The sequence below is a fragment of the Pseudomonas sp. MWU16-30316 genome, from assembly GCF_020515645.1.
GTDB lineage: Bacteria > Pseudomonadota > Gammaproteobacteria > Pseudomonadales > Pseudomonadaceae > Aquipseudomonas > Aquipseudomonas cerasi.
Genome location: NZ_JAIZAZ010000001.1, coordinates 146,493 through 169,882, shown reverse-complemented (window position 1 = coordinate 169,882; position 23,390 = coordinate 146,493). Strand labels below are relative to the sequence as shown.

At 61.3% G+C, this 23,390-nt stretch carries 21 protein-coding genes; 13 read left to right on the top strand and 8 right to left on the bottom strand.

What is annotated here, in order from left to right:
- The first annotated feature begins 24 nt into the window (after nt 1-24).
- From accB to LCH65_RS00870, 10 genes are all read left to right on the top strand, one after another.
- The gene (accB, locus tag LCH65_RS00915) at nt 25-486 is read left to right on the top strand and encodes an acetyl-CoA carboxylase biotin carboxyl carrier protein (RefSeq protein ID WP_003368836.1); all 462 of its coding nucleotides are present in this window, start codon (nt 25-27) and stop codon (nt 484-486) included.
- Nucleotides 487-503: 17 nt separating this feature from the next.
- The gene (gene accC / locus LCH65_RS00910) at nt 504-1,847 is read left to right on the top strand and encodes an acetyl-CoA carboxylase biotin carboxylase subunit (protein WP_003368837.1); all 1,344 of its coding nucleotides are present in this window, start codon (nt 504-506) and stop codon (nt 1,845-1,847) included.
- Nucleotides 1,848-1,984: 137 nt separating this feature from the next.
- Nucleotides 1,985-2,863, top strand: a complete 879-nt coding sequence (gene prmA, locus LCH65_RS00905) for a 50S ribosomal protein L11 methyltransferase (protein ID WP_003431729.1) — start codon at nt 1,985-1,987, stop codon at nt 2,861-2,863.
- A gap of 24 nt (nt 2,864-2,887) precedes the next feature.
- The gene (locus LCH65_RS00900; RefSeq protein WP_096127873.1) at nt 2,888-4,186 is read left to right on the top strand and encodes a DUF3426 domain-containing protein; all 1,299 of its coding nucleotides are present in this window, start codon (nt 2,888-2,890) and stop codon (nt 4,184-4,186) included.
- A 317-nt stretch (nt 4,187-4,503) separates the two neighbouring features.
- Nucleotides 4,504-5,517 carry a tRNA dihydrouridine synthase DusB gene (dusB, locus tag LCH65_RS00895; protein ID WP_054081944.1) on the top strand — a complete coding sequence of 338 codons (1,014 nt, stop codon included), beginning with the start codon at nt 4,504-4,506 and terminating at the stop codon, nt 5,515-5,517.
- The gene (fis, locus tag LCH65_RS00890; RefSeq protein WP_002555375.1) at nt 5,514-5,834 is read left to right on the top strand and encodes a DNA-binding transcriptional regulator Fis; all 321 of its coding nucleotides are present in this window, start codon (nt 5,514-5,516) and stop codon (nt 5,832-5,834) included. The genes dusB and fis overlap by 4 nt, the downstream gene beginning before the upstream one ends.
- Before the next feature lie 80 nt (nt 5,835-5,914).
- Entirely contained in the window at nt 5,915-7,519 is a 1,605-nt protein-coding gene (purH, locus tag LCH65_RS00885) for a bifunctional phosphoribosylaminoimidazolecarboxamide formyltransferase/IMP cyclohydrolase (protein ID WP_003368841.1), read from the top strand.
- A gap of 118 nt (nt 7,520-7,637) precedes the next feature.
- Nucleotides 7,638-8,933: a phosphoribosylamine--glycine ligase gene (gene purD, locus LCH65_RS00880; protein ID WP_003431732.1), complete on the top strand. Its 1,296-nt coding sequence runs from the start codon at nt 7,638-7,640 to the stop codon at nt 8,931-8,933.
- Nucleotides 8,934-9,023: 90 nt separating this feature from the next.
- Nucleotides 9,024-11,813 carry a hybrid sensor histidine kinase/response regulator RetS gene (gene retS, locus LCH65_RS00875; RefSeq protein WP_003431733.1) on the top strand — a complete coding sequence of 930 codons (2,790 nt, stop codon included), beginning with the start codon at nt 9,024-9,026 and terminating at the stop codon, nt 11,811-11,813.
- Between the two features lie 69 nt (nt 11,814-11,882).
- On the top strand, nt 11,883-12,479 hold the full coding sequence (locus LCH65_RS00870) for a MarC family protein (RefSeq protein WP_003313945.1): 597 nt from the start codon (nt 11,883-11,885) through the stop codon (nt 12,477-12,479).
- Between the two features lie 6 nt (nt 12,480-12,485).
- On the opposite strand, the gene LCH65_RS00865 is transcribed toward LCH65_RS00870, so the two are convergent.
- The 8 genes from LCH65_RS00865 to cobG all read right to left on the bottom strand — a co-directional run bounded on the left by LCH65_RS00865 (nt 12,486) and on the right by cobG (nt 20,101).
- On the bottom strand, nt 12,486-13,121 hold the full coding sequence (locus tag LCH65_RS00865) for a hypothetical protein (protein WP_046718949.1): 636 nt from the start codon (nt 13,119-13,121) through the stop codon (nt 12,486-12,488).
- A 35-nt stretch (nt 13,122-13,156) separates the two neighbouring features.
- The gene (locus tag LCH65_RS00860) at nt 13,157-13,792 is read right to left on the bottom strand and encodes a hypothetical protein (RefSeq protein WP_072366308.1); all 636 of its coding nucleotides are present in this window, start codon (nt 13,790-13,792) and stop codon (nt 13,157-13,159) included.
- Nucleotides 13,785-14,483: a hypothetical protein gene (locus LCH65_RS00855; protein ID WP_024662968.1), complete on the bottom strand. Its 699-nt coding sequence runs from the start codon at nt 14,481-14,483 to the stop codon at nt 13,785-13,787. Before LCH65_RS00855 ends, LCH65_RS00860 begins: the two co-directional genes overlap by 8 nt.
- 58 nt (nt 14,484-14,541) lie before the next feature.
- On the bottom strand, nt 14,542-15,357 hold the full coding sequence (locus LCH65_RS00850) for a hypothetical protein (RefSeq protein ID WP_024662969.1): 816 nt from the start codon (nt 15,355-15,357) through the stop codon (nt 14,542-14,544).
- Nucleotides 15,358-15,704: 347 nt separating this feature from the next.
- On the bottom strand, nt 15,705-17,408 hold the full coding sequence (gene cobJ / locus LCH65_RS00845; RefSeq protein ID WP_054081941.1) for a precorrin-3B C(17)-methyltransferase: 1,704 nt from the start codon (nt 17,406-17,408) through the stop codon (nt 15,705-15,707).
- Complete coding sequence (locus LCH65_RS00840) at nt 17,408-18,139, bottom strand: precorrin-2 C(20)-methyltransferase (protein WP_054082175.1); 732 nt, start codon at nt 18,137-18,139, stop codon at nt 17,408-17,410. The genes cobJ and LCH65_RS00840 overlap by 1 nt, the downstream gene beginning before the upstream one ends.
- Nucleotides 18,139-18,765 carry a precorrin-8X methylmutase gene (locus LCH65_RS00835; protein ID WP_003368856.1) on the bottom strand — a complete coding sequence of 209 codons (627 nt, stop codon included), beginning with the start codon at nt 18,763-18,765 and terminating at the stop codon, nt 18,139-18,141. The genes LCH65_RS00840 and LCH65_RS00835 overlap by 1 nt, the downstream gene beginning before the upstream one ends.
- Complete coding sequence (cobG, locus tag LCH65_RS00830) at nt 18,758-20,101, bottom strand: precorrin-3B synthase (RefSeq protein WP_226439056.1); 1,344 nt, start codon at nt 20,099-20,101, stop codon at nt 18,758-18,760. Before cobG ends, LCH65_RS00835 begins: the two co-directional genes overlap by 8 nt.
- A gap of 135 nt (nt 20,102-20,236) precedes the next feature.
- On the opposite strand from cobG, the gene cbiE reads away from it, so the two are divergent.
- From cbiE to LCH65_RS00815, 3 genes are read left to right on the top strand one after another with little or no spacing between them, the layout of a single operon-like run.
- The gene (gene cbiE / locus LCH65_RS00825) at nt 20,237-21,439 is read left to right on the top strand and encodes a precorrin-6y C5,15-methyltransferase (decarboxylating) subunit CbiE (protein ID WP_096127876.1); all 1,203 of its coding nucleotides are present in this window, start codon (nt 20,237-20,239) and stop codon (nt 21,437-21,439) included.
- On the top strand, nt 21,439-22,551 hold the full coding sequence (locus LCH65_RS00820; RefSeq protein WP_003431747.1) for a cobalt-precorrin-5B (C(1))-methyltransferase: 1,113 nt from the start codon (nt 21,439-21,441) through the stop codon (nt 22,549-22,551). Before cbiE ends, LCH65_RS00820 begins: the two co-directional genes overlap by 1 nt.
- Nucleotides 22,548-23,267 carry a cobalt-precorrin-6A reductase gene (locus LCH65_RS00815; protein ID WP_003368866.1) on the top strand — a complete coding sequence of 240 codons (720 nt, stop codon included), beginning with the start codon at nt 22,548-22,550 and terminating at the stop codon, nt 23,265-23,267. The genes LCH65_RS00820 and LCH65_RS00815 overlap by 4 nt, the downstream gene beginning before the upstream one ends.
- Nucleotides 23,268-23,390 lie beyond the last annotated feature (123 nt).

Sequence of the window (23,390 nt, the reverse complement as noted above, 5' to 3'; positions counted from 1 at the left end):
TTACAGAACCTTGGGAGTTGATTAATGGATATTCGCAAAGTCAAGAAACTGATCGAATTGCTGGAAGAGTCCGGCATCGACGAGCTGGAAATCCGTGAAGGCGAGGAATCCGTACGGATCAGCCGCCACAGCAAGACTCCGGCACAGCCTTACTACGCACCGGCTCCGGTTGCTGCACCTGCAGCCGCTCCGGCTCCGGCAGCAGCACCGGTTGCGGCCGCTGCAGAAGCGCCATCGGCTCCGAAACTGAACGGCTTTGTAGTCAAGTCGCCAATGGTCGGTACGTTCTACCGTACCCCGGCGCCTACTTCGCCTGCATTCGTTGAAGTCGGCCAGACCGTCAAGAAAGGCGACACCATCTGCATCGTCGAAGCGATGAAAATGATGAACCACATCCAGGCAGAAGCCAGCGGTGTGATCGAATCCATCCTGGTAGAAAACGGTCAGCCGGTTGAGTTTGACCAGCCGCTGTTCACAATCGTTTGACCCGGGGAGAGCCTGCGATGTTGGAAAAAGTTCTGATCGCCAACCGCGGCGAAATTGCCTTGCGCATCTTGCGTGCCTGTAAAGAACTGGGCATCAAGACCGTCGCTGTACACTCCACCGCAGATCGCGAGCTGATGCACCTGGGCCTGGCAGACGAAACCGTCTGCATCGGTCCGGCACCGGCCAATCTGTCCTACCTGAACATTCCGGCGATCATTTCGGCTGCCGAAGTGACCGGCGCCACGGCGATCCACCCGGGTTACGGGTTTCTCGCCGAGAACGCCGACTTCGCCGAACAGGTCGAAAAATCGGGCTTCGCTTTTATTGGTCCCAAAGCAGACACCATTCGCCTGATGGGCGACAAGGTTTCCGCCAAGGACGCCATGAAGCTGGCCAACGTGCCGACCGTTCCCGGTTCCGACGGCCCGCTGCCGGAAGACGAGGCCACCGCTCTGCGCATCGGTCGTGAAGTCGGTTACCCGGTGATCATCAAGGCCGCCGGTGGTGGCGGTGGTCGCGGCATGCGTGTGGTTCATCGCGAAGAAGACCTGATCGAAGCCGCTTCCCAGACCCGCGCCGAAGCAGCGGCCTGGTTCAGCAACCCGATGGTCTACCTGGAAAAATACCTGACCAACCCACGTCACGTGGAAGTCCAGGTGATTTCCGACGGCCAGGGCCAGGCCATTCACCTGGGCGATCGCGACTGCTCGCTGCAGCGCCGTCACCAGAAGGTTCTGGAAGAAGCGCCGGCACCGTTCATCGACGAAAAGGCGCGCGAGGATGTCCTGGCCGCCTGCGTCAAGGCGTGTATCGATATCGGCTATCGTGGTGCGGGTACTTTCGAGTTCCTGTACGAAAACGGTCGTTTCTACTTCATCGAAATGAACACCCGTGTTCAGGTGGAGCACCCGGTTTCGGAAATGGTCACCGGCATCGACATCGTCAAGGAGATGCTCAGCATCGCCGCCGGCAACAAACTGTCGTACACCCAGGATGACGTGGTCATCAAGGGTCATGCGCTGGAATGCCGGATCAACGCCGAAGACCCTAAGACCTTCGTGCCAAGCCCTGGTCTGGTCAAGCACTTCCACGCACCGGGCGGCAACGGTGTACGGGTCGATTCGCACCTGTACAGCGGCTACAAGGTACCGTCCAACTATGACTCGCTGATCGGTAAAGTGATCACTTGGGGCGCGACCCGCGAAGAAGCCATGGCACGCATGCGCAATGCCCTGGACGAAATCGTGGTCGACGGGATCAAGACCAACATCCCGCTGCACCGCGACCTGACCCGCGATGAAGGCTTCTGCGAAGGCGGAATCAACATCCACTACCTGGAGCACAAACTGGCCAATCAATAAGCCAGTCTGCTTCACCACGACAAAGCCGCAGTGATGCGGCTTTGTTGTTTGCAGCGCATAGCAGTAAACTTGCCCGCTTCCTGCGGCCGCACCGGCTGTAAAAGCCGCACTTATTTCCAAATCGAAGGTAATCCGCCATGCCTTGGCTGCAAGTCCGTCTCGCCATCAGCCCAGAACAAGCCGAAACCTACGAAGACGCCCTTCTTGAAGTCGGCGCCGTGTCCGTGACCTTCATGGACGCCGAAGACCAGCCGATTTTCGAACCCGAACTCAATACCACGCCGCTGTGGGCGCACACCCACCTGCTCGCACTGTTCGAAGCCGACACCAATGCTGAAATGGCCCTGGCACACCTGAGCCTGCTGACCGGCGAAGAGTTACCCGAGCACAGCGCCGAAGTCATCGAAGATCAGGACTGGGAACGCAGCTGGATGGATAACTTCCAGCCGATGTGTTTCGGCAAGCGCCTGTGGATCGTGCCGAGCTGGCATGCCGCACCACAGCCGGACGCCGTGAACCTGTTGCTCGATCCGGGCCTGGCGTTCGGCACCGGGACCCACCCGACCACCGCGCTGTGCCTCGAGTGGCTGGACGGCCAGGACCTCGAAGGCTGCAACGTGCTGGATTTCGGCTGCGGCTCGGGCATTCTGGCCATCGCCGCACTGCTGCTGGGTGCCGAACAGGCCGTTGGTACCGATATCGACGTGCAGGCACTGGAAGCCTCTCGAGACAATGCCGGACGCAACAATATCGCGGCCGAACGCTTCCCGCTGTACCTGCCCGAGGATCTGCCGCCCCAGCAGGCCGACGTGCTGGTCGCCAACATTCTGGCTGGCCCGCTGGTTTCCCTGGCGCCGCAACTGGCAACCCTGATCAGGACCGGCGGACGCCTGGCACTGTCAGGCATTCTTGCCGAACAGGGTGAGGAAGTCGCGGCAGCCTATGCTGAAAGTTTTGATCTGGACCCGATCGCAAACCGAGATGGCTGGGTACGCATCACGGGTCGCCGCCGTTAATCGCCGCTTCAACCGGACAGCCGCATGACCGACAGTTTCGTCACCCAGTGCCCGCACTGCCAGACCAGTTTCAGAGTCAGTCACGCTCAACTGAGCGTGGCCCGTGGCGTGGTGCGGTGCGGAGCCTGCCTGCAGGTGTTCAACGCAGCGCGGCAGTTGCTCGAGCAGCGCGCCAGCGATGACGCCGAAAAAGAGACCCTGCCCGCCTCGCCGGTGATCGCGGCCCTGCCCGAACCGGAGGCCCTGCCGACGCCGGAGCCGGAGCCGGAAAAGACGCCCGAAGAGGACGATCCCTGGCAGGTCAGCGAGCTGGATCTGGACAATCTCAATCTGGACGAAGAACTGGCCCGCCTCGAACAACGCGAGACCCGCAGGCCTGACACCTTCGCCCGCCCTGTAAGCGATATCGGCAACGACGATGTGAGCCTGACGGCGAAGCGTGACAGTCGGCAGAGCGACGAGGCGGCATGGGTCGATACGCTGCATAACGACGATGTCGAGCAACTGCCCGAGCTGCATGCAGAAGTCATCCCGGACACCGACTCTGTAGACGCTCCGGAGCCGCTGGAGGATGACTCGCGTACCGAGCCGTCGCTGTCACTGGACAAGCATCTGGACGATGACGAGCCCCCGATGCCCGTCATCATCCAGCGCAAAGCTCCGCCTGCCGAAAAAGTCGAGCGCTGGTCTGCGGTGGATGACGATGATGAAGACGACGACCATGAGCCGGAGCCAGAACCGCGGGGCAAGCGCAGTCGCAACGAACCGGCAGTGCGCGACCAGACACTTCTTGACCTGACTGACGACCCTTTGCAACTGGACTGGCAACGGCCCAAACCACGCTGGGGGCGACGCCTGGCCTGGGGTCTGTTGATCGTACTGGCGCTGGCGGGCCTGGCAGGACAATACGTCTGGTACCACTTCGATCAGCTGGCACGCCAGGACCAGTATCGCCCGTGGTTTCAACAGATTTGCCCGCAGGTCGGCTGCAAGGTGCCGAGCAAGGTCGACATTTCCCAGCTCAAGAGCAGCAACCTGGTAGTGCGCAGCCACCCGGAGTTTCAGGGGGCTCTGGTGGTGGACGCGATCATCTACAACCGCGCCTCGTTTTCCCAGCCGTTTCCCCTGCTGGAACTGCGTTTTTCCGATACCGGCGGTCAGTTGATTGCCAGTCGTCGGTTCAAGCCCAGTGAATACCTGAGCGGCGAAATGGCCGGCAAGGAAGAGATGCCACCCCAGACGCCGATCCATATCGCGCTGGATATCCTTGATCCAGGTGCCAAGGCCGTGAACTACAGCCTGAACTTCCGCTCGCCGGAATGACTCGTCCGGCGCGACAGCGTCGGCCGAGACTCCTTTTTTACACGCTACTTTCACCAAAGAACGCTGCATGATCGCAGAAATTCAGCAACAAAATACCCTCTGACCGGACTCATCGAACTCAGGCAAGAGCTGTTCAGATTTTATCCAATTCAGCCTTTATCCAGTCATCGAGAGCGGGTATCATGCCAACCCTTTTTCAAACTCTCGGTTCGATCTGACGGTGGCGCATGCGGCTGGCGGGATGAGCCGTTGCAGACCGGGTGAAACGGTTTTTTACACGGCCTGCGGATGATTTGGCCTCCACAACAGGTAAGGCTATGTCGGCAGTACGCATCGGCCCATATACAGTGCAAAACGGCTTGATCCTCGCCCCGATGGCGGGCGTCACCGACCAGCCTTTCCGTCAGCTGTGCCGAAGACTCGGTGCCGGCCTGGTGGTGTCGGAGATGGTCACCAGTGACATGAGCCTGTGGAACAGCCGCAAATCGCGTCTGCGCATGATCCACGAAGGTGATCCCGAGCCGCGCTCGGTACAGATCGCCGGTGGTGATCCGCAGATGCTGGCGGACGCAGCACGTGCCAATGTCGAACTGGGCGCCCAGATCATCGACATCAACATGGGTTGCCCGGCCAAGAAAGTCTGTAACAAGGCGGCTGGCTCGGCGCTGTTGAAGGATGAGCAACTGGTCAACGACATCCTGCAGGCCGTCGTGGCTGCAGTCGATGTACCGGTCACGCTGAAGATCCGCACCGGATGGGATCGCGACAACCGAAATGGCCTGACAGTGGCGAAAATCGCCGAGCAGGCAGGCATTCAGGCACTGGCAGTGCACGGGCGAACCCGTGCCGACCTGTACACCGGCGAGGCCGAGTACGACACCATTGCCCAGATCAAACAGGCCGTGTCGATACCGGTCTTTGCCAATGGCGACATCGATTCACCGAAAAAGGCCCGGCACGTGCTGAAGGCCACCGGAGCAGACGGATTACTGATTGGCAGGGCCGCACAGGGGCGTCCCTGGATTTTTCGCGAGATAGAACACTTCCTGCGGACCGGAGAGACACTCCCGGCGCCGCAGTCGAGTGAAGTGGAACGCATTCTGCTTGAGCATCTGGCAGCGCTCCACGTTTTCTATGGAGACGTGATGGGCGTGCGCATTGCACGCAAACACGTCAGCTGGTATCTCGCAACCCTGCCGGGCGCCAGAGAGTTTCGCGCCCACTTCAATCGTTTGGAAGATACGGAAGCACAGTGCGCCAACGTCCGGGAGTTCTTCAGCCAAGGCTGCAAGGGCCCGGATAACGAGAATGATAAAGAGGTGGCCGCATGACGATGATGACCGAGACTTTAGTGAGTGGAACAACACCCGTGAGCGACAACGTCAATTTGAAACAGCACCTCAACACGCCGAGCGAAGAGGGTCAGACCCTGCGCGGAAGTGTCGAGAAGGCGCTGCACAATTATTTCGCCCACCTCGAAGGCGCATCCGTCACTGACGTCTACAACCTGGTGTTGTCGGAAGTCGAGGCTCCGCTTCTGGAAAGCGTGATGAACTACGTCAAGGGCAACCAGACGAAGGCCTCCGAGCTGCTGGGACTGAATCGCGGCACGCTGCGCAAGAAACTCAAACAGTACGATCTGCTTTAAAGCATTCAAAACAGAAAAGGCGACCTTGCACCGCGGTCGCTTTTTTTTGCTGACTTCTTTTGCTTTTGATGGAAATCGAGATGACCGACCAGACTACCCGCCTGCCGATCCGCCGCGCCCTGATCAGCGTATCCGACAAGACAGGAATCCTTGAGTTTGCCCGCGAGCTTGAAGCGCTGGGCGTCGAGATTCTTTCCACTGGCGGTACGTTCAAGCTGCTCAAGGACAACGGCGTCGCGGCAGTCGAAGTGGCCGACTACACCGGCTTCGCTGAAATGATGGATGGCCGGGTCAAGACCCTGCACCCCATGATCCATGGCGGGATTCTGGGTCGTCGCGGCATAGACGACGCCATCATGACCGAGCACGGCATCAAGCCGATCGATCTGGTTGCGGTCAATCTGTACCCGTTTGAAGCCACTGTCTCCAAGCCAGGCTGCGACCTGCCGACCGCCATCGAAAACATCGACATTGGCGGCCCGACCATGGTCCGTTCCGCAGCGAAGAACCACAAGGACGTCGCCATCGTGGTCAATGCCAGCGATTACGGCCAGGTTCTGGAAAGCCTCAAGGCCGGTGGCCTGACCTACGCCCAGCGCTTCGACCTGATGCTCAAGGCGTTCGAGCACACCGCCGCCTACGACGGCATGATCGCCAACTACCTGGGCGGCGTCGACCAGACTGCCGAAACCCTGAGCACCGAAGGCCGCAGCCAGTTCCCGCGCACCTTCAATACCCAGTTCGTCAAGGCTCAGGAAATGCGCTACGGCGAGAACCCGCACCAGAGTGCGGCGTTCTACGTCGAAGCCAAACCTGCCGAGGTCGGCATCGCCACCGCCACCCAGCTGCAAGGCAAGGAGCTGTCGTTCAACAACGTGGCCGATACCGATGCCGCACTGGAATGCGTCAAGAGCTTCGTCAAACCGGCCTGCGTGATCGTCAAGCACGCCAACCCGTGCGGTGTCGCGGTCTGCCCGGACGATGAAGGCGGCATTCGCCAGGCTTACGAACTGGCCTATGCCACTGACTCCGAGTCGGCATTTGGCGGCATCATCGCCTTCAACCGCGAGCTGGACGCTGCAACCGCCAAGGCCATCGTCGAGCGCCAGTTCGTCGAAGTGATCATCGCCCCGAGCGTCAGCGCCGAAGCCCGCGCCATCGTCGCGAGCAAAGCCAACGTGCGCCTGCTGACCAGCGGCCAGTGGAGCGAGCGCCTGCCTGCCTGGGACTACAAACGCGTCAATGGCGGCCTGCTGGTACAGAGCCGTGACATCGGCATGATCACCGAGGCCGACCTCAAGGTCGTCACCCAGCGTGCGCCTACAGAACAGGAAATGCATGACCTGATCTTCGCCTGGAAAGTCGCCAAGTACGTCAAGTCCAACGCCATCGTCTACGCCCGCAACCGCCAGACCGTCGGCGTCGGCGCTGGCCAGATGAGCCGTGTGAACTCGGCGCGTATCGCGGCCATCAAGGCTGAGCATGCCGGGCTGCAGGTTCAGGGCGCCGTGATGGCCTCCGATGCCTTCTTCCCGTTCCGTGACGGCATCGATAACGCGGCCAAGGTCGGCATCACCGCTGTCATCCAGCCGGGCGGCTCGATGCGTGACAACGAAGTGATCGCTGCAGCAGACGAAGCCGGCATCGCGATGGTGTTCACCGGTATGCGTCACTTCCGGCACTAATCAGAAAAACGGCCGCACTGGCGCAGGCGTCTGCTGCGTCATTGCGGCCTCGTACGGCGGGTTGGGTCGCCTCAGGCACACCGCGTACTCCAGAATCAGCGTCATCGAGGTTTTTGAAATGAATGTTTTGATCATTGGCAGCGGCGGTCGTGAACACGCCCTGGCATGGAAAGTCGCTCAGGACCCACGCGTGCAGAAGGTGTTTGTCGCACCGGGCAATGCGGGCACGGCGATCGAGGCCAAATGCGAAAACGTGGCCATCGACGTTCTGGCACTGGAGCAACTGGCGGATTTCGCTGAAAAGAACGTTGCGCTGACCATCGTCGGCCCGGAAGTACCGTTGGTTGCAGGCGTCGTCGACCTGTTCCGCAGCCGAGGCCTGGACTGCTTCGGCCCGACCGCTGGCGCTGCCCAGCTTGAAGGCTCCAAGGCGTTCACCAAGGACTTCCTGGCGCGTCACAAGATTCCTACTGCCGACTACCAGAACTTTACCGAGATCGAGCCTGCCCTGGCCTATCTGCGTGAAAAAGGCGCGCCGATTGTCATCAAGGCCGACGGCCTGGCCGCGGGCAAGGGCGTGATCGTCGCCATGACCCTGGCAGAAGCCGAAGACGCCGTACGGGACATGCTGGCTGGCAACGCCTTTGGCGACGCCGGTTCGCGCGTTGTCATCGAAGAGTTTCTCGATGGCGAAGAGGCCAGCTTCATTGTCATGGTCGACGGCAAGAATGTACTGCCCATGGCCACCAGCCAGGACCACAAGCGCGTCGGCGACGGCGACAGCGGGCCGAACACCGGCGGGATGGGTGCCTACTCCCCTGCCCCGGTGGTCACCGCCGAGGTTCATCAACGTGTCATGGACCTGGTTATCTGGCCGACCGTCAGGGGTATGGCCGATGAAGGTAACGTTTACACCGGCTTCCTCTATGCTGGTTTGATGATCGATAAAGCAGGCAACCCGAAAGTCATCGAGTTCAACTGCCGCTTCGGCGACCCGGAGACCCAGCCGGTCATGCTGCGTCTGCAATCGAGCCTGGTACTGCTGGTCGAGGCTGCGCTGGCGCAAGCGCTGGACAAGATCGAAGCACAGTGGGACCCACGCCCCAGCCTGGGTATCGTGCTGGCCGCAGGCGGTTATCCTGGCGACTACGCCAAAGGCGCGGTCATCGAGGGTCTGGACGCAGCGGCACAGCTCGAAGGCAAGATATTCCATGCAGGCACGGCCTTGCAGGATGAGCGTGTCGTGACCAGCGGTGGTCGTGTACTGTGTGCCACAGCGCTGGGTGACAGCGTCGGCAACGCGCAGGAAAATGCCTATGCGCTGGCCGCAAAAGTCGACTGGCAAGGGTGTTTCTACCGCAAGGACATTGGCTACCGTGCCATTGCCCGCGAGCGTGGCGAAGACCAGGAATAATCGATCGGACCAGCCTCTTCAAGCAGAGGCTGGCCGGTTGCTCCGGTATTCGCGGTTTTACCAGGCATTCACTCACGAAGGGATTTCATTGTGCGCTGGCTCAGGATTGCCATAGCCTCAACCGTTGGACTGCTGACCCTGCTGTTCATGCTTTCGGCGCAGGCCGAGCATGGTGCAGGCTGGTCGACGCTGCTCGACGAAAAGGCCCATCTGACGCTGGATGAAATCCGCTCGGCGCGCTATCAGAATCAATTCAGCCCCACCGAGCTGGAACGGGTCGCGGCAGCGGATCGCGGCAGCGCGGTATGGCTGCATTACCGCCTGCAACCGACCCAGCACGAGCAATTGCTGCGTATCTTCGCCCCGGACCTTTCCAGCGCCGACATGTATGTCATGGACGGCGATCGACAGATTGATCATCTACGCACGGGCAACGACGTGCCGATTGAAGATCAGCGACTGCCATCCAACGATTTCCTGCTGCCGGTTCCGCAAAGCTCGGCCTCGCTGGATATCTACCTGAGACTGGTCTCTGCGCAGAAAATGCGCCCCAGCATCACCCTTGAACCGGCCATCGAAAGCGCCGCCAACGAAACCCAGCCATTGCTGTTCGGACTGCTGTTTGGCGCGCTGTCCATGCTGATCGTGCAGAATCTGACGCGTTACGGACACACCCGGTCGCGCAGCAATCTGTGGCTGGCCGCCTGCGAATCGTTACTCGGGCTCAGTGCGCTGTTGCTCCTCAACCTGCTCCGCCCGATCGACCCGTGGAATATCGCGCAAACCCCGAGCGCACACCTGGCGCTGCTGCTGGCCGCTGTCGCAGGCCTGATCTACACCTACTGTTTCTTCGTCCATCGCAATGCCCGCAAACTCGATCGTCTGTTGCTGGGCAACGCGGTGCTCATGGGGATCGGCGCCTTGCTGGTGCTGTTCGACGAAAAGCTGCCGATCAACTTCCTGACGTTCGGCCTGGTCTCGCTGACGACACTGAGCATTCTGGCGGTGTCGATGTGGCACTGGCAGAAGGGCTATCGCTCGGCGCGCCTGTTTGTCCTCGGAATGATCACCTTCAATATCGGCTACATGGTGGTCCTGCCCGGCCTGCTGTGGCTGAGCCTGGTGCCACCGCAATGGCTGCTGCTGGCGCTGCTCAGCGTGTTCTGCATCAGCGGCCTGCTGATGAGCCTGGCCCTCAGCGAACGCCATCGCAGTATCACCGAAGACCGCTTCAGCATCAGCCGCGATCAGGCGGCCAGCACCGCCGAAATCAACGCCAAAGCCGAGTTTCTGGCCAAGATCAGCCACGAGATTCGCACCCCGATGAACGGCGTGCTGGGCATGACCGAGCTGCTGCTCGGCACCCCGCTGTCGGTCAAACAGCGCGACTATGTGCAGACCATTCACAGTGCCGGTAACGAACTGCTGACGCTGATCAACGAGATTCTCGACATCACCAAGCTCGAGTCAGGACAGATCGAACTGGACGACGTGCAGTTCGACATCGGCGCGCTGGTCGAGGACTGCCTGAATATCTTCCGCGCCAAGGCCGAACAGCAACAGGTCGAGCTGATCAGCCAGATCCAGCCTCAGGTGCCACGTGTCATCAATGGTGACCCGACCCGCCTGCGCCAGACACTGCTGAGCCTGCTGGAAAATGCCCTGAAGAAGACCGACGAAGGTGAGATTCTGCTGGCAGTCGCCCTTGAGTCCTCGAAAAGCGGGAATACGCGGCTGCGCATTTCGGTTCAGGACAGCGGCGAAACGCTTTCCGACGAAGAACGTGAAGAACTGCTGCACGCCGAACTGCACAGCCGGAACTTCCTGGCCAGCAGCCGGCTCGGCGGTCATCTGGGACTGGTGATCGCTCGTCAGTTGATCGTACTGATGGATGGCGAATTCGGCATTCAGAACAATGGCGCGCAAGGCAATACGCTGTGGCTGAACCTGCCTCTGGACGCCAAGCTGCTCGAACAGCCGACCATTGATCTGGACAGCCCGCTCAAAGATGCCAGGGTGCTGGTGGTCGATGACAACGACACATGCCGCAAAGTGCTGGTTCAGCAATGCAGTGCCTGGGGCCTGAATGTCAGTGCAGTGGCATCCGGCAAGGAGGCACTGGCCTTGCTCAGGACCAAGGCGCACCTGCGCGACTATTTCGATGTGGTCCTGCTCGATCAGAACATGCCGGGCATGACCGGTATGCAACTGGCCGCCAAGATCAAGGAAGACCCGAGCCTGAATCACGACATACTGTTGATCATGCTGACCGGCATCAGCAATGCACCCAGCAAGATCATCGCGCGCAACTGCGGCATCAAGCGCATTCTGGCCAAACCGGTGGCGGGCTATACGCTCAAGACCACGCTGGCAGATGAACTGACCCAGTTGAACAAGGGTGTCGTGTCGAACAAGCCCGGCCCGGTCGTGACGCCGCCGGTCAGCGTCCCCGGCGACTTCCGTATTCTGGTGGCCGAAGACAACAGCATTTCGACCAAGGTCATCCGCGGCATGCTCGGCAAGCTCAACCTCAACCCCGATACCGCGAGCAATGGCGAAGAAGCGCTGCGAGCCATGAAAGCGCAGCGTTATGATCTGGTGCTGATGGACTGCGAGATGCCGATACTCGACGGCTTCTCGGCCACCGAGCAATTGCGCGCCTGGGAAGTCGGCAATCAGCGTGTACGCACCCCGGTCGTTGCACTGACCGCGCATATTCTCACCGAGCATAAAGACCGCGCACGCCAGGCTGGCATGGACGGCCACATGGCCAAGCCCATCGAACTGTCGCAGTTGCGCGAACTGGTCGAGCACTGGGTGGCGCACCGTGACAAGGCCCGTGGGCTGACGTCGGACGGCGAGCACTATCGGCAAAACTGACGGCGACGGGAAAGGCCTGTGGCCTGATAGACTGCCGATGCCATCCACCTGCTGCTGTGAGTCGAAGCCATGCTTCACGTGTTGTTCAGCGTCTATCTGAAAATGCTGGTGCTTTACAGCCCGTTTTTCGTTCTTTCCTGCTTCATCAGCCTGACGCGTGGTCACTCGCGCAAGGAACAGCGGCGCCTGGCCTGGAAGGTGGCACTGGCGACACTGGTTTCCAGCGTCTTGCTGTATCTGTTCGGGCGCGTGATTTTCGATGTATTCGGCATCACGGTCGATGCATTCAGGATTGGGGCTGGCAGCGTGCTGTTCATCTCGGCACTGGGCATGGCCCAGGGCAAGTCGGCGGTGCAGACCGACAATATCCAACAGGACGTCACCATCGTTCCGCTGACCATCCCGCTGACCGTAGGCCCCGGTACGATCGGTGCGCTGCTGGTCATGGGCGTCAGTCAGCCCCACTGGGACGACAAACTCACCGCCATTCTGAGTATTGCGCTGGCCAGTCTGACCGTTGGCGTCGTGCTTTACCTCTCCAACCGTATCGAACGCATCCTCGGCGATCAGGGTTTGCAGATTGTCAGCCGTTTGATGGGACTGTTCGTCTGTGCACTGGCCGCGCAAATCATTTTCACCGGCATCAGGGGCTACCTGCTGCCCTGACAGGACTCAGATACTTGCAGCCCGCACCATGCCTTGCGCCCTGCCGTCCAGATAACGCATCACCGCGTCACGATGAGCGGCATACACCTTGCTGTCAAAGATGTAACTGCCGCCCTTGAAGTGAAACAGCAGTCTTCGCCTTCCTGGCGCATGGTCGTCCACACTCAGGTGCAGACTGCAAAGCAACAGGAGCATCCGGCCAGGTTCATACTTTTCGCAGGGTACGATCTGAAAACTGCCCAGACGTCCCTGGTCGAAGCCGCGCTGAAAGTACGACTCTGCTGCCTGGCCTACCCCCATTGCAGCAACCGCACGCTGCACCATGTCGCCAAGACGCTTACGATCCGCAGGATGACTGACCTTGAACGTGGCCTGCAATAAATCGTCGACACTGCTCACCACCAGCGAGTCCCCAAGGACCACGCCCTTTTGCTGTATGCCGCGCGCCTTGAGGCGGCTGCGGTAGTAATACATCCAGGTCCCCCACTGGGTTTTGAAATCAAACTGCCTGCCCGCGAACAACTGGGCGTCCAGAAGAACGTTCTGAACATCCGTGCGCTCTTCGTTCGAAAGCCCGGGCAAAAACGCGACCATACTGGCGATAGTGCCCAGATAGGCCGCGTTACCTGTGTCTGCATTCATTTGCGTTACTCCCTTCCATGGGCTTATCCAGGTTGCTAAAGACTGATGATTTCGGCTGCAGCACGATCAGCCAGGGCGTCCTGCACCGTCTGGCGAAAAGGCTCGAAACTCTGGCGACTGAAGCGGAACGCAGTACTGACGGCATGCACCTGCATCTCGCCGCCCAATATCTGCCAGAAATAACGCGCGGGCCGCAGCGCCAGGGTGGTCATCTGCAGGCTGCACAGAAGGATCGACACCTCGTCCTTATTGCGCATTGCACAGGGCATGAGCTGAAAGCTTTCTGAGCGCCCGGACGTAAACCAGCTGCTGAAAAAACTCGTCGCATGATCACTGCTCAATAGCCTGTCGAGCGAACTGCGGTAGAGTTGGCGAAGCTCGCCAGCGTTATCGACCACGGATAGCTGCAGTTTTCCAATGTCACTGAAACTGTGGATTTTCAATCGGGCATCGTTGATCCCGGCGCTCCGCGAACCGCCTGTGGCGGCAATCGAGCGCTGGTAAGCATCCAGCCATGCACGCCAGTTCACTCTGGAAGAATGGCGATCATCTGCGACCAGTCGGGCATGGTGCAGACAATCCATTATGTCCTGGCGCAAATCAGGTTCGACATTGCGGGCGAAGGACAGCACGCTGGCACCCGTCAGTAGAGTTTCATCCGGATCAGACATCGGGACTGCCCCCGAGCGGCATGATCAGGCACGCACGCTTGCTCGACAGCGCGGTGTCGATGCCATCGCGAAACTGCGAATAGACCTGTTCAAACAGTTGCATTGCATGGACAGTCACAGCGATGTTGCCGTAGACACTCTTCGACTCGATGACCTCGAAAAGAAACCCGGATGACAACGGCTGACGTGTGGTGAATTGAAGCTGCACCAGCTTGAGCTTCTGTCGGGTGTCGACGAAAGCCAGTTGCAGAACTACGCTGACCTGCAATTTTCCCGAGTGATTCAAACCGCTCTGTACCGTCTGACTGCGCAACAGATGAAGCGCTTCGCTCGCGACGGACTGGCTGCCTGCCCTGCGCATGAACGCCTCCGCACGCAGGAGCGTCTCGGCTGACACCCACGGTACAAGCGCACGCACCATGCAACTCCACACTGTTTCAGCGGAGTCTTCAGGCAAAGGCTGGCTGATATGTTCGCTGGCGCTCGGCAGCCAGCCGAAACGCTGCGCAGCGGTGAGACGGGTTTCATTCCATTTTTCGGGTTCGGCAAACTTCGAGTGTTGTTTCGATGCGGCCAGCTGCACGTACAGCATCGAGTCCAGCACATCATTTTTCAGGGCGACCCGCTGCGGCTCGGGGAAAAACATCAAACAGCCCGCATTGACGACTACGGCATCCAATTCCTGCTTCATGGGAGAATTCCTTTTATCCCGAAAGCGGAGGCAGTCCGCGCCTCCGCCAACACTCCGATCAGATTTCGTACTCTGCAATCGCATTACTGACATTGTCGCCAAGCCGTTGCTCGATCAGCTTGCGATAGCGCGCATACAGGTCCGTGTTGAGCAACAGGTTGTGCTCGCCCTTCCAGGTCTGGACACTGGTGCCCTGCCATTCCCAGAACAGCACATTGGTGACGTCACTGTCGGCCTGAAAGCTGACTGCCGCCATGGCCAGACTGACGATGCTGTCCCCGGATTCGATACAGGAGGCGATACGGAAGCTACCGCCACGGTGTGCCTTGGTCTGGCTCTCGAACAGGCGCAGGGGTTCTTTCCTGGCCTGCAGCGCGGCGACGGCATCTGCAGCCACTTTGAGCATCAGCAGCGATGCAGGCCCGGGTAACGCGGCAGCTGCAATGGCCGAACCGAGGATCTCCAGACCGACTTCGTCCATGGTGAAACGCTGCTGGGTGGCACGGTAGCGCGCATAGTTCCAATGGGTGGAGAGCCAGCCCACCTTGGAAAGCACTTCGTTGAATTTGTCATACCACTGATCGCCCTGGGTTTCAGAGCTGAACGCCTTGTTGGCCACAAGGGTGGCGAACAGAAAGGAATTCATCACGTCCTGCTTGCTCTGCGCCGACATACCGTTGGGAAATGCCAGCACACTGCCTGCAACCACCGCACCTTCATGGCCGGACTGTGCGTCAGTGACGTCACCTGCCTGAGGCAATCCGGGGATTGCGGGGGCCGCGAATGCGCCCAACGAAGCTGGGCATTCAGCCAGCTCGCAGGCGGCAATGTAATCGAGGTTGTCAGTGCTGTTCATGGTTTTGTCCTGTGTCATTTCATTAGTCCTTTAACTCATGCGTCCTTATGGACTGAATCGAGACTAACGAAATAAATCAGGCGGTTTTTTCGGAGCTTTCCGTTGCCCTCTGGTGGCTTTCGGGCACTTGGCTGCCGAACTCGATACGCAGAGCCAGATTCAACCCGCCATCTGCCTCCCGGCGTACCGCAGGTGAGCGAATATTCCGGGGAGGCTTCTGGAATCGGACTACCGACGACGACGGTTGAAGAGAGCCGATTCGCTCAAGCCTGTGGGCCGAAACAACGGCTCACAGGCTTGAAGTGACATCGCCACTTCAGCGCTTTCCCACGATAAATGGCAGCAGGTATGACACGCGTGTGCGCTCAACCTGTAGGCTTGTTGCCGTACCAACGCGGCGTATAGACCCAGTTGCCGCCTGCGTGGCGCGTAAAGGTGCACGTCAGGGAAGAGCCGATCAACACCATAGTGCGCATGTCCACCTGCTCCGGTGTCAATTCGCCCAGCGTGATAACCCTCAATGTCTGCCCGGGACGGCCGATGTCGCGGCCCAGCGTCACGGGGGTTGCAGGGATGCGATGCTGGCGGACAATCTCCAGCGCACGCCCCAGTTGCCAGGGTCGGGAGCGAGATATCGGGTTGTAGAATGCCAGCGCCAGATCGGCCTGACAGGCGAGGTCCAGACGCTTTTCGATGATGTCCCAAGGCTTGAGGTTGTCGGACAGCGACAGCACGCAGAAATCATGTCCCAGCGGCGCACCAGCCTGAGCGGCGGTTGCCAGAGAAGCCGAGACACCCGGCAGAATCTCCAGCTCGACCGCATGCCAGTGAGGATTATCCGACTCATGCAACGCCTCAAGCACCGCTGAAGCCATGGCGAACACTCCCGGATCACCGGACGACACCACAACCACCGAACGGCCTTGAGCAGCCAGCTCGAAGGCATGCCGGGCACGCTGCATTTCTTCGCGATTGTCAGTGCAGTGCAGTACCTGATCGGCACGAAACGGCCCTGCCATGCGCACGTAGGTTTCATAGCCCAGCACATCATTGGCACGTGCCAGTTCGGCCTTGACCGCAGGCACCATCAGGTCTGCTGCGCCAGGGCCCAGACCAATGACTGCAACGCGGCCACGCCCGCGGCCGATGCTCTGCACCTCCAGCGGTTGCGCCGCGACAGCAATCGCGGTGTGGGCGTCGACGCAGAGCGGTGGCAACAGCTGCGGCACAGCCTTCATGGCCATCTCGCTGGCCGCAGCGGCGCTGACGAATCGCACCGCAACGTCCAGCTCGGCGGCAGCCTTGTGCAGGTGCGGATTGGCCATCTGCTCCTCGGCAGCCAACAGGCACGCCAAGGACTGCCCGGCAATACGTACCTCGCGCAGGGCCGAGCGCACGTGCTCAGCCAGTTCGTCACTGAGGTCAGTCACCGCCACCAGCACGTTACGTGGGTAGATCAGCAATTCATGGGGTGACGGCTCGCGCAGGGTACTGCCAACATGAATGGCCAGCGCGGCCTGTGGGTCTTCGGGCAGTTGCGCCTGGGCCAGCCAAGGGGCTTCGCCCTCGATGCGTACAGGTTCGCCGGACAGCAGGTCGGAAACGAAACGCTTGCCCAGCTCCAGATCGCCCAGCGCATAGCCGCTTGGCGGGTTGAGCAGACAGGTGCCGAAACGCAGCTCGCCGCTGGTGGTGATCGCTGGCGCAACGCCAAGCCCGCTGGCGATGCTGCGCGCCAGGACATTCACCCCGCCAAGGCCGCCAAGCAGCGGCACTACGGCGCTGCCGTCTTCGGCCACGGCGAGCACTGGCGGTTCGGCGCCCTTCTCCAGCAGCACGGCGGCCAGGGTGCGAATAACGATACCAGCTGCGCAAAGGGCGATGATCGGTGTGTTCTGTTGATACAGCTGGCGCAGCGTCGCGCCGAACTCGCTGTAAGTGCGGTCGGCCCCCTGCACGCGCTCGGCCAGGCCATGAATCAGCGCATCGGGAAACAGCTGTTGAATGCGCCGCGCGGTGGCAAGGCTGCCATTGCCTAGAATGACGATGGCCGGGGTCATGGAGGTCATCAGCCTTGCCACCTGTCGCCAGGAACGATAATCAGCGAAAAATACGGCGAAGACATCGGGTCGACCTGGTCCAGCGGGACGATTTTCTGGTTGATCATCGTGGCGCGCTCGACATACAGCGCACGCCCGGCCATCCCCAGCTCGGTCAGCACCTCGCGAACCTTGTGGAAATTGCGCCCCAGTTTCATGATCACCGCCGCGTCGGCGTCGGCCAGCTTGCGTTTCAGGTCGTCGTGGGACAGCACACCGGACAGCACTGACAGGCTCTGGTTGCGATACACCAGCGGCGCGCCCAGCACCGAAGCGCCACCGAGCATCGAGCACACACCCGGGATCACTTCGGCCTCGTAGCGCTCGGCCAGACGATCGTGCAGGTACATGTAGGAGCCATAGAAAAACGGATCGCCTTCGCAGATCACCGCCACGTCACGTCCGGCGTCCAGGTGCGCGGCAATGTGCCGGCTGGATTCGTCGTAGAAGTCGCTGATGAGCTTTTCGTAGGACAGTGTCGGCGGCAATGCCTCAGTGGTCACCGGGTAGACCAGCGGCATCAGGGTCTGAACGTCCTGCAGATGCGCTTCGATGATGCCGAATGCGTTGCCCTTTTTGCCCTTGGCCACGAAATACGCCACCACCGGCGACTCGCGCAGCAGACGCAGGGCTTTGACAGTGATCAGCTCCGGGTCGCCGGGACCTACGCCCAGGCCAATCAATCGACCGCGTGCCTGCATCATTCGATCTCCGTGGCCAGTGCGTTGACTGCGGCCACGGCCATGGCGCTGCCGCCACGGCGGCCCTGCATGATCACGAACGGCACGCCGCGGCTATCGGCGGCAAGCATCGCCTTGGACTCGGCGGCGCCGACAAAGCCGACCGGAAAGCCGAGAATCAGTGCAGGCTTCGGCGCACCGGCATCGAGCATTTCCAACAGATAGAACAGCGCGGTCGGCGCGTTGCCGATGACCACCACGCTGCCTTCCAGGTGCGGACGCCACAGCTCAAGCGCCACCGCAGAACGCGTATTGCCCAGCTCCAGGGCCATTTCCCGCACGCCTTCATCATGCAAGGTGCAGATAATCGGATTATTGGCGGGCAGACGGGTGCGAGTGATGCCTTCGGAGACCATGCGCGCATCGCACAGGATCGGCGCTCCGGCGGCCAGAGCGTTGCGCCCGGCAGTACCGGCACCCGGCGAGAAGCGCAGGTCTTCGATGACTTCGACCATCCCACAGGCATGGATCACGCGCACGGCGAGTTTTTCCAAGTCGGCAGGGATCGTGTCAAGACGCGCTTCGGCGCGAATGATCGAGAAAGAGTTGCGATATATCTCCTGACCATCGCGGATGTAATCAATCATGCATATTGCTCCGTGAGCCGGCGTTCAACTGCGCGCCGACTGCTTCAATAGTAAGGTTGCGCGCGCGCAGCACGCCGAAACCGGCATGCGCTGCATCGCGAAAATAAAGATCGTAACGGCCCGGCGCGACAGCCAGCAAGGTTACTGGCGCTACGTGAGCGGCGGCGCAGGAACGCGTGCAGCCGCTCACGTGCACAGCCTGGCCGGTAGCCAGCCCGGCAGCCAGTTGCAGGGCGTCGGACTTGGTATCGGCCAGCCCCTTGGCGCACCCGGCAGAACCGGTACAGGCGAGCATCTGCGCCAGTGGTTGCTCGGCCGCCCCGACGAATCCCGATGCCTGCAACGCGTCCAGCACCGCCGCGGCGCGCTCGACCGGCACGTTCGGCAACAACAGGCTTTGCCAGGGCGTCAGGCGCAGCGTGCCGTCGCCCTGATCCGCCGCCAGTTGCGCCACGCTGGAAAGCATCGCCGCATCGAGACGCCCCAACGGTACTGCAGCGCCCACCGCCACCTGATTCGGCTGGGCCTGTGGATAAACACCAATGTGGCGAATGCCTTGAATGGCCGGACGCTGCCAATCGGTGATCGCCTTATCGGTCCGCACTGTGCAGCCGGACCGGGTCGACAGCTCGCGCAGCATATCGTCGGTCGAAACCTCGGCCAGCAGGTGTCGCATCCGGGTGTGCTCGGGACGGGCAAGGTCGAGAAACAGCTCCAGCAGTGCGATAACCAGCGTCTTCCCCTCGGCCACAGGGACAGCGGCCAGCGGTCGGTCATGGGCCGGGCAGCCGGCCAGCCCGAACGCCAGCAACACTTCGCCATCGACTTTCAGCGCCGACAGCCACACGTCATGCGGGTGTTCAAGCATGACCAGCGCTTCACCAGCGTCCAGCGACAAGGCAAACTTGGGGGACAGCTCATGAAAACGCGGATGATGTTCCAGCGCGTCGAGAATCTGCGCTGCCAGCGGCCGGGCATCGAAGAGCATCTGCGGGTCCAGGCCGGCCGTCGGGCTGAGCATCAGGTTGCGCACATCGTCGCTGGCCGGGTTGGCGGGGCCGAGCCCTGCCGCCATCAAGGCGCCGATCAACCCATCGTGATTGGCACCAATGCCGCGAATCTGCAAATTGGCGCGGTTGGTGGCTTCGATAACACCCTGTGCATACGTGCTCGCGGCCTCGGCAACGGCCATGGCCTGCGCACGGGTGATCACCCCGCCCGCCAGCTTGATCCGGCAGATCCCGCCGTCCAGTGCCGGGACGATACGCAGCAACCCCGGGCAGGCCGAGGGGCGTAGCGTTGCAGAGGATGTGCGAGCGGACTGCTGCTCGTTCAATGGGTCACCCGATGTGAACTGGCTGGAAACGGACGTTGATTAGAGCACTTGTACCCCGTCGGGCGCGGTATTATGCCTGCTTTGTCCGCAGGCATGAAAAGGCGCTCTGTCGGAAGTTCGGATTGAGGTAGGTACATGTCACCGTGGCTGACAGTCGTGGGAATCGGAGAAGACGGTTACAAAGGGCTCGGCAAGAACGCCAGACACGCTCTGCTGCACGCTGATCAGGTGTTCGGCGGCCCGCGTCAGCTGGCGTTGCTGCCGCCGTGCATTCGCGCCGAGCGACGTGCGTGGCCGAGTCCTTTCTCGTTGAACCCGGTGCTCGAGCAGCGGGGTGCCGAGATCTGCGTGCTGGCCAGTGGCGACCCGATGATGTTCGGCGTCGGCGCCAGTCTTGCACGCGTGGTCAGCATTGACGAAATGCGCATTCTGCCCGCGCCCTCCTCTTACTCTCTGGCCGCCGCCCGCCTCGGCTGGCCGCTGCAGGACGTCGTCACCCTGTCGGTGGTTGCCCGGCCGGTGGCCGCGCTGAACGCACACGTCCACCATGGCATGCGTCTGCTGGTGTTGAGTAACGACGGCAGCAGCCCCGCCCTGATTGCCGGTTTGTTGCGCGAACGCGGCTTTGGTCCAAGCCGCATGACCGTCCTGGAACATCTGGGTGGCGAAGCCGAGCGGCGCGTCGAAGGACTGGCCAGCGAGTGGGGCAACCCCGAGATCGCCGCGCTGAACCTGGTTGCCATCGACTGTCGTGCCGACGCCAGCGCCATCCGTCTGAGCCCCATTTCAGGTTTGCCGGACAGCGCGTTCGAACATGACGGCCAGCTTACCAAGCGCGACGTGCGCGCCATCACCCTCGCCCGCCTTGCACCGCTGCCGGGCGAACTGTTGTGGGATGTCGGCGCGGGTTGCGGCTCCATCGGCATCGAATGGATGCGCGCGCACCCGACCTGCAGGGCGATGGCTATCGAAGCCGATGAAGGCCGCCAGCAACTGATCGAATTCAACCGCGACGCACTCGGCGTGCCCGGCCTGCAATTGGTGCGGGGCAGCGCGCCTCAGGCCCTGAGCAGTCTGGAACGCCCGGATGCGATCTTCATCGGCGGTGGCGTGACGCGTGTCGGCGTGCTGGAAACCTGCTGGGAACAACTGCGTCCGGGCGGCCGACTGGTCGCCAATGCGGTCACCCTGCAAAGCGAAACGGCCTTGATGGCCTGGCGCGAAAGGCATGGCGGCGAGCTGACCCGTATTCACGTCGCCCATGCACAACCCCTTGGCGAATTCGACACGTGGCGTCAGGCGTTGCCGATCACCCTGCTGGACGTAGTCAAACCCTGATGCGCGAAGAAACCGCCGAACAGCCTGCGCCACTGCGCAGTGGCCTGACCACTGGCAGCTGTGCGACCGCAACCAGCCTCGCAGCGGCGCGGCTGTTGCTCTGCGGGCAGATCAGCGATGCGGTGGACATCGTTCTGCCCAAGGGTAAACAGGTACAGATGCGCCTGGAATTCTGCCGGCTTGTGGATGAATTCGCGGAAGCTGCAACGCTCAAGGATGCAGGCGACGATCCGGATGTCACCCACGGCGCCCTGGTATTTGCCCGCGTCAGGTTACAGGCGGCAGCAGGCGTGCGCTTCATGGCGGGTGCAGGCGTCGGCACCGTGACCCGCCCCGGGCTGGTGCTGGCAGTCGGTGAGCCGGCCATCAACCCGGTGCCCCGGCGCATGATGACCGAGCATCTGCTTCGGCTGGCCGAAGAACAAGGCTACAGCGGCGGATTCGAAGTCACGATCGGCGTCGAGGGCGGCGAGGCGCTGGCGCTCAAGACCATGAACCCGCGCCTGGGCATTCTCGGCGGACTGTCGATTCTCGGCACCAGCGGGATTGTCCGGCCGTTCTCCTGCGCGGCCTATATCGCCTCGATCCATCAGGGCATCGACGTCGCCACCACCAACGGCTATCGGCATATCGCCGCCTGCACCGGCAATGCCAGCGAAGACACCATGCGCCGCGTCTATAAAATCCCCGATATCGCCCTGATCGAGATGGGCGACTTTGTCGGTGCGGTGCTCAAGCACTTGCGCAAGGTGCCTGTGGATAAGTTGAGCGTGTGCGGAGGCTTCGGCAAGATCAGCAAGCTGGCCGCCGGCCATATGGACCTGCACAGCCGCCATTCCAGCATCGACCTGCCGCAACTGGCGCACTGGGCTGCGCAGGTCGGCGCGGATGCAGGCCTGCAACAACGGATCCTTGAAGCCAACACCAGTCAGCAAGCGCTGGCGATGAGCGCTGCGGCAGGTGTGCCACTGGGTGACGAAGTGTGTCGCCACGCGCTGAGTTTCGCGCGCAGCATCGTGCCTGCGAGCGTTCAGGTGGAGGTTTTCGCCATTGACCGTCAGGGCGGACTGGTGGGTCAGGCTGGCGTTGATTTACAGAGAGAAGCGACATGAAACGCATCCTGCTGCTGGGCGGCATTACCGAGGCCTTGGCGATTGCGCGGAAGCTCGGGCCTGAGCACATCTACAGCCTCGCGGGCGTGGGCCGGGTGCCGTCTGACCTGGCCTGCCAATTGAAGGTCGGCGGTTATGGCGGCGCCGAGGGGATGGCGCAGTACATGGGCGAACAGGGCGTCGACTTGCTGCTGGACGCCACCCACCCGTACGCCGCACAGATCAGCCACAACGCAGCGCGAGCGGCCAGGCTGGCCGGCATTCCCTGCTGGGCCTTGCGCCGCACCGCGTGGCAGGCAGGTCCAGAGGACGACTGGCGCGAAGTGGCTGACTGGTCAGAACTGGCCAATGCCCTGCTCCCGTTCAAGCGCCCGTTGTTCACGCTGGGTCGCGAGCCCTTGCAGCACCTGAACGAAATCCCGCCGCACCAGTTCTGGACACTCCGGGCACTGGACGACTACCCCGGCAACCAACACTGCGAAGTGATCGGCGCACGCGGCCCGTTCATGCTGGAAGACGAGCGCCAGTTGTTCGAACAACGCCGCATCGACGTACTGATCAGCAAAAACAGCGGCAGCAGCTCCACCGAACCCAAGCTCGACATCGCCCGCGAACGCGGCCTGCCCGTCCTGATCCTCAAACGCCCGCAGTTGCCTGACGCTGATAGGCTGTTCTGGGGTGTGGATGCAGTGCTGGAGGCGTTGGGCCTGGATTGATCAGCCGTCTTTAGTCCTCACTGAATGGACCTGTGGGGAGCTTGCTCACGAAGAGGTCGGGGGAGCCGCTGGAAATCTGTGATCCGTTAATACGCCTTCGCGAGCAAGCTCGCTCCCACAGGA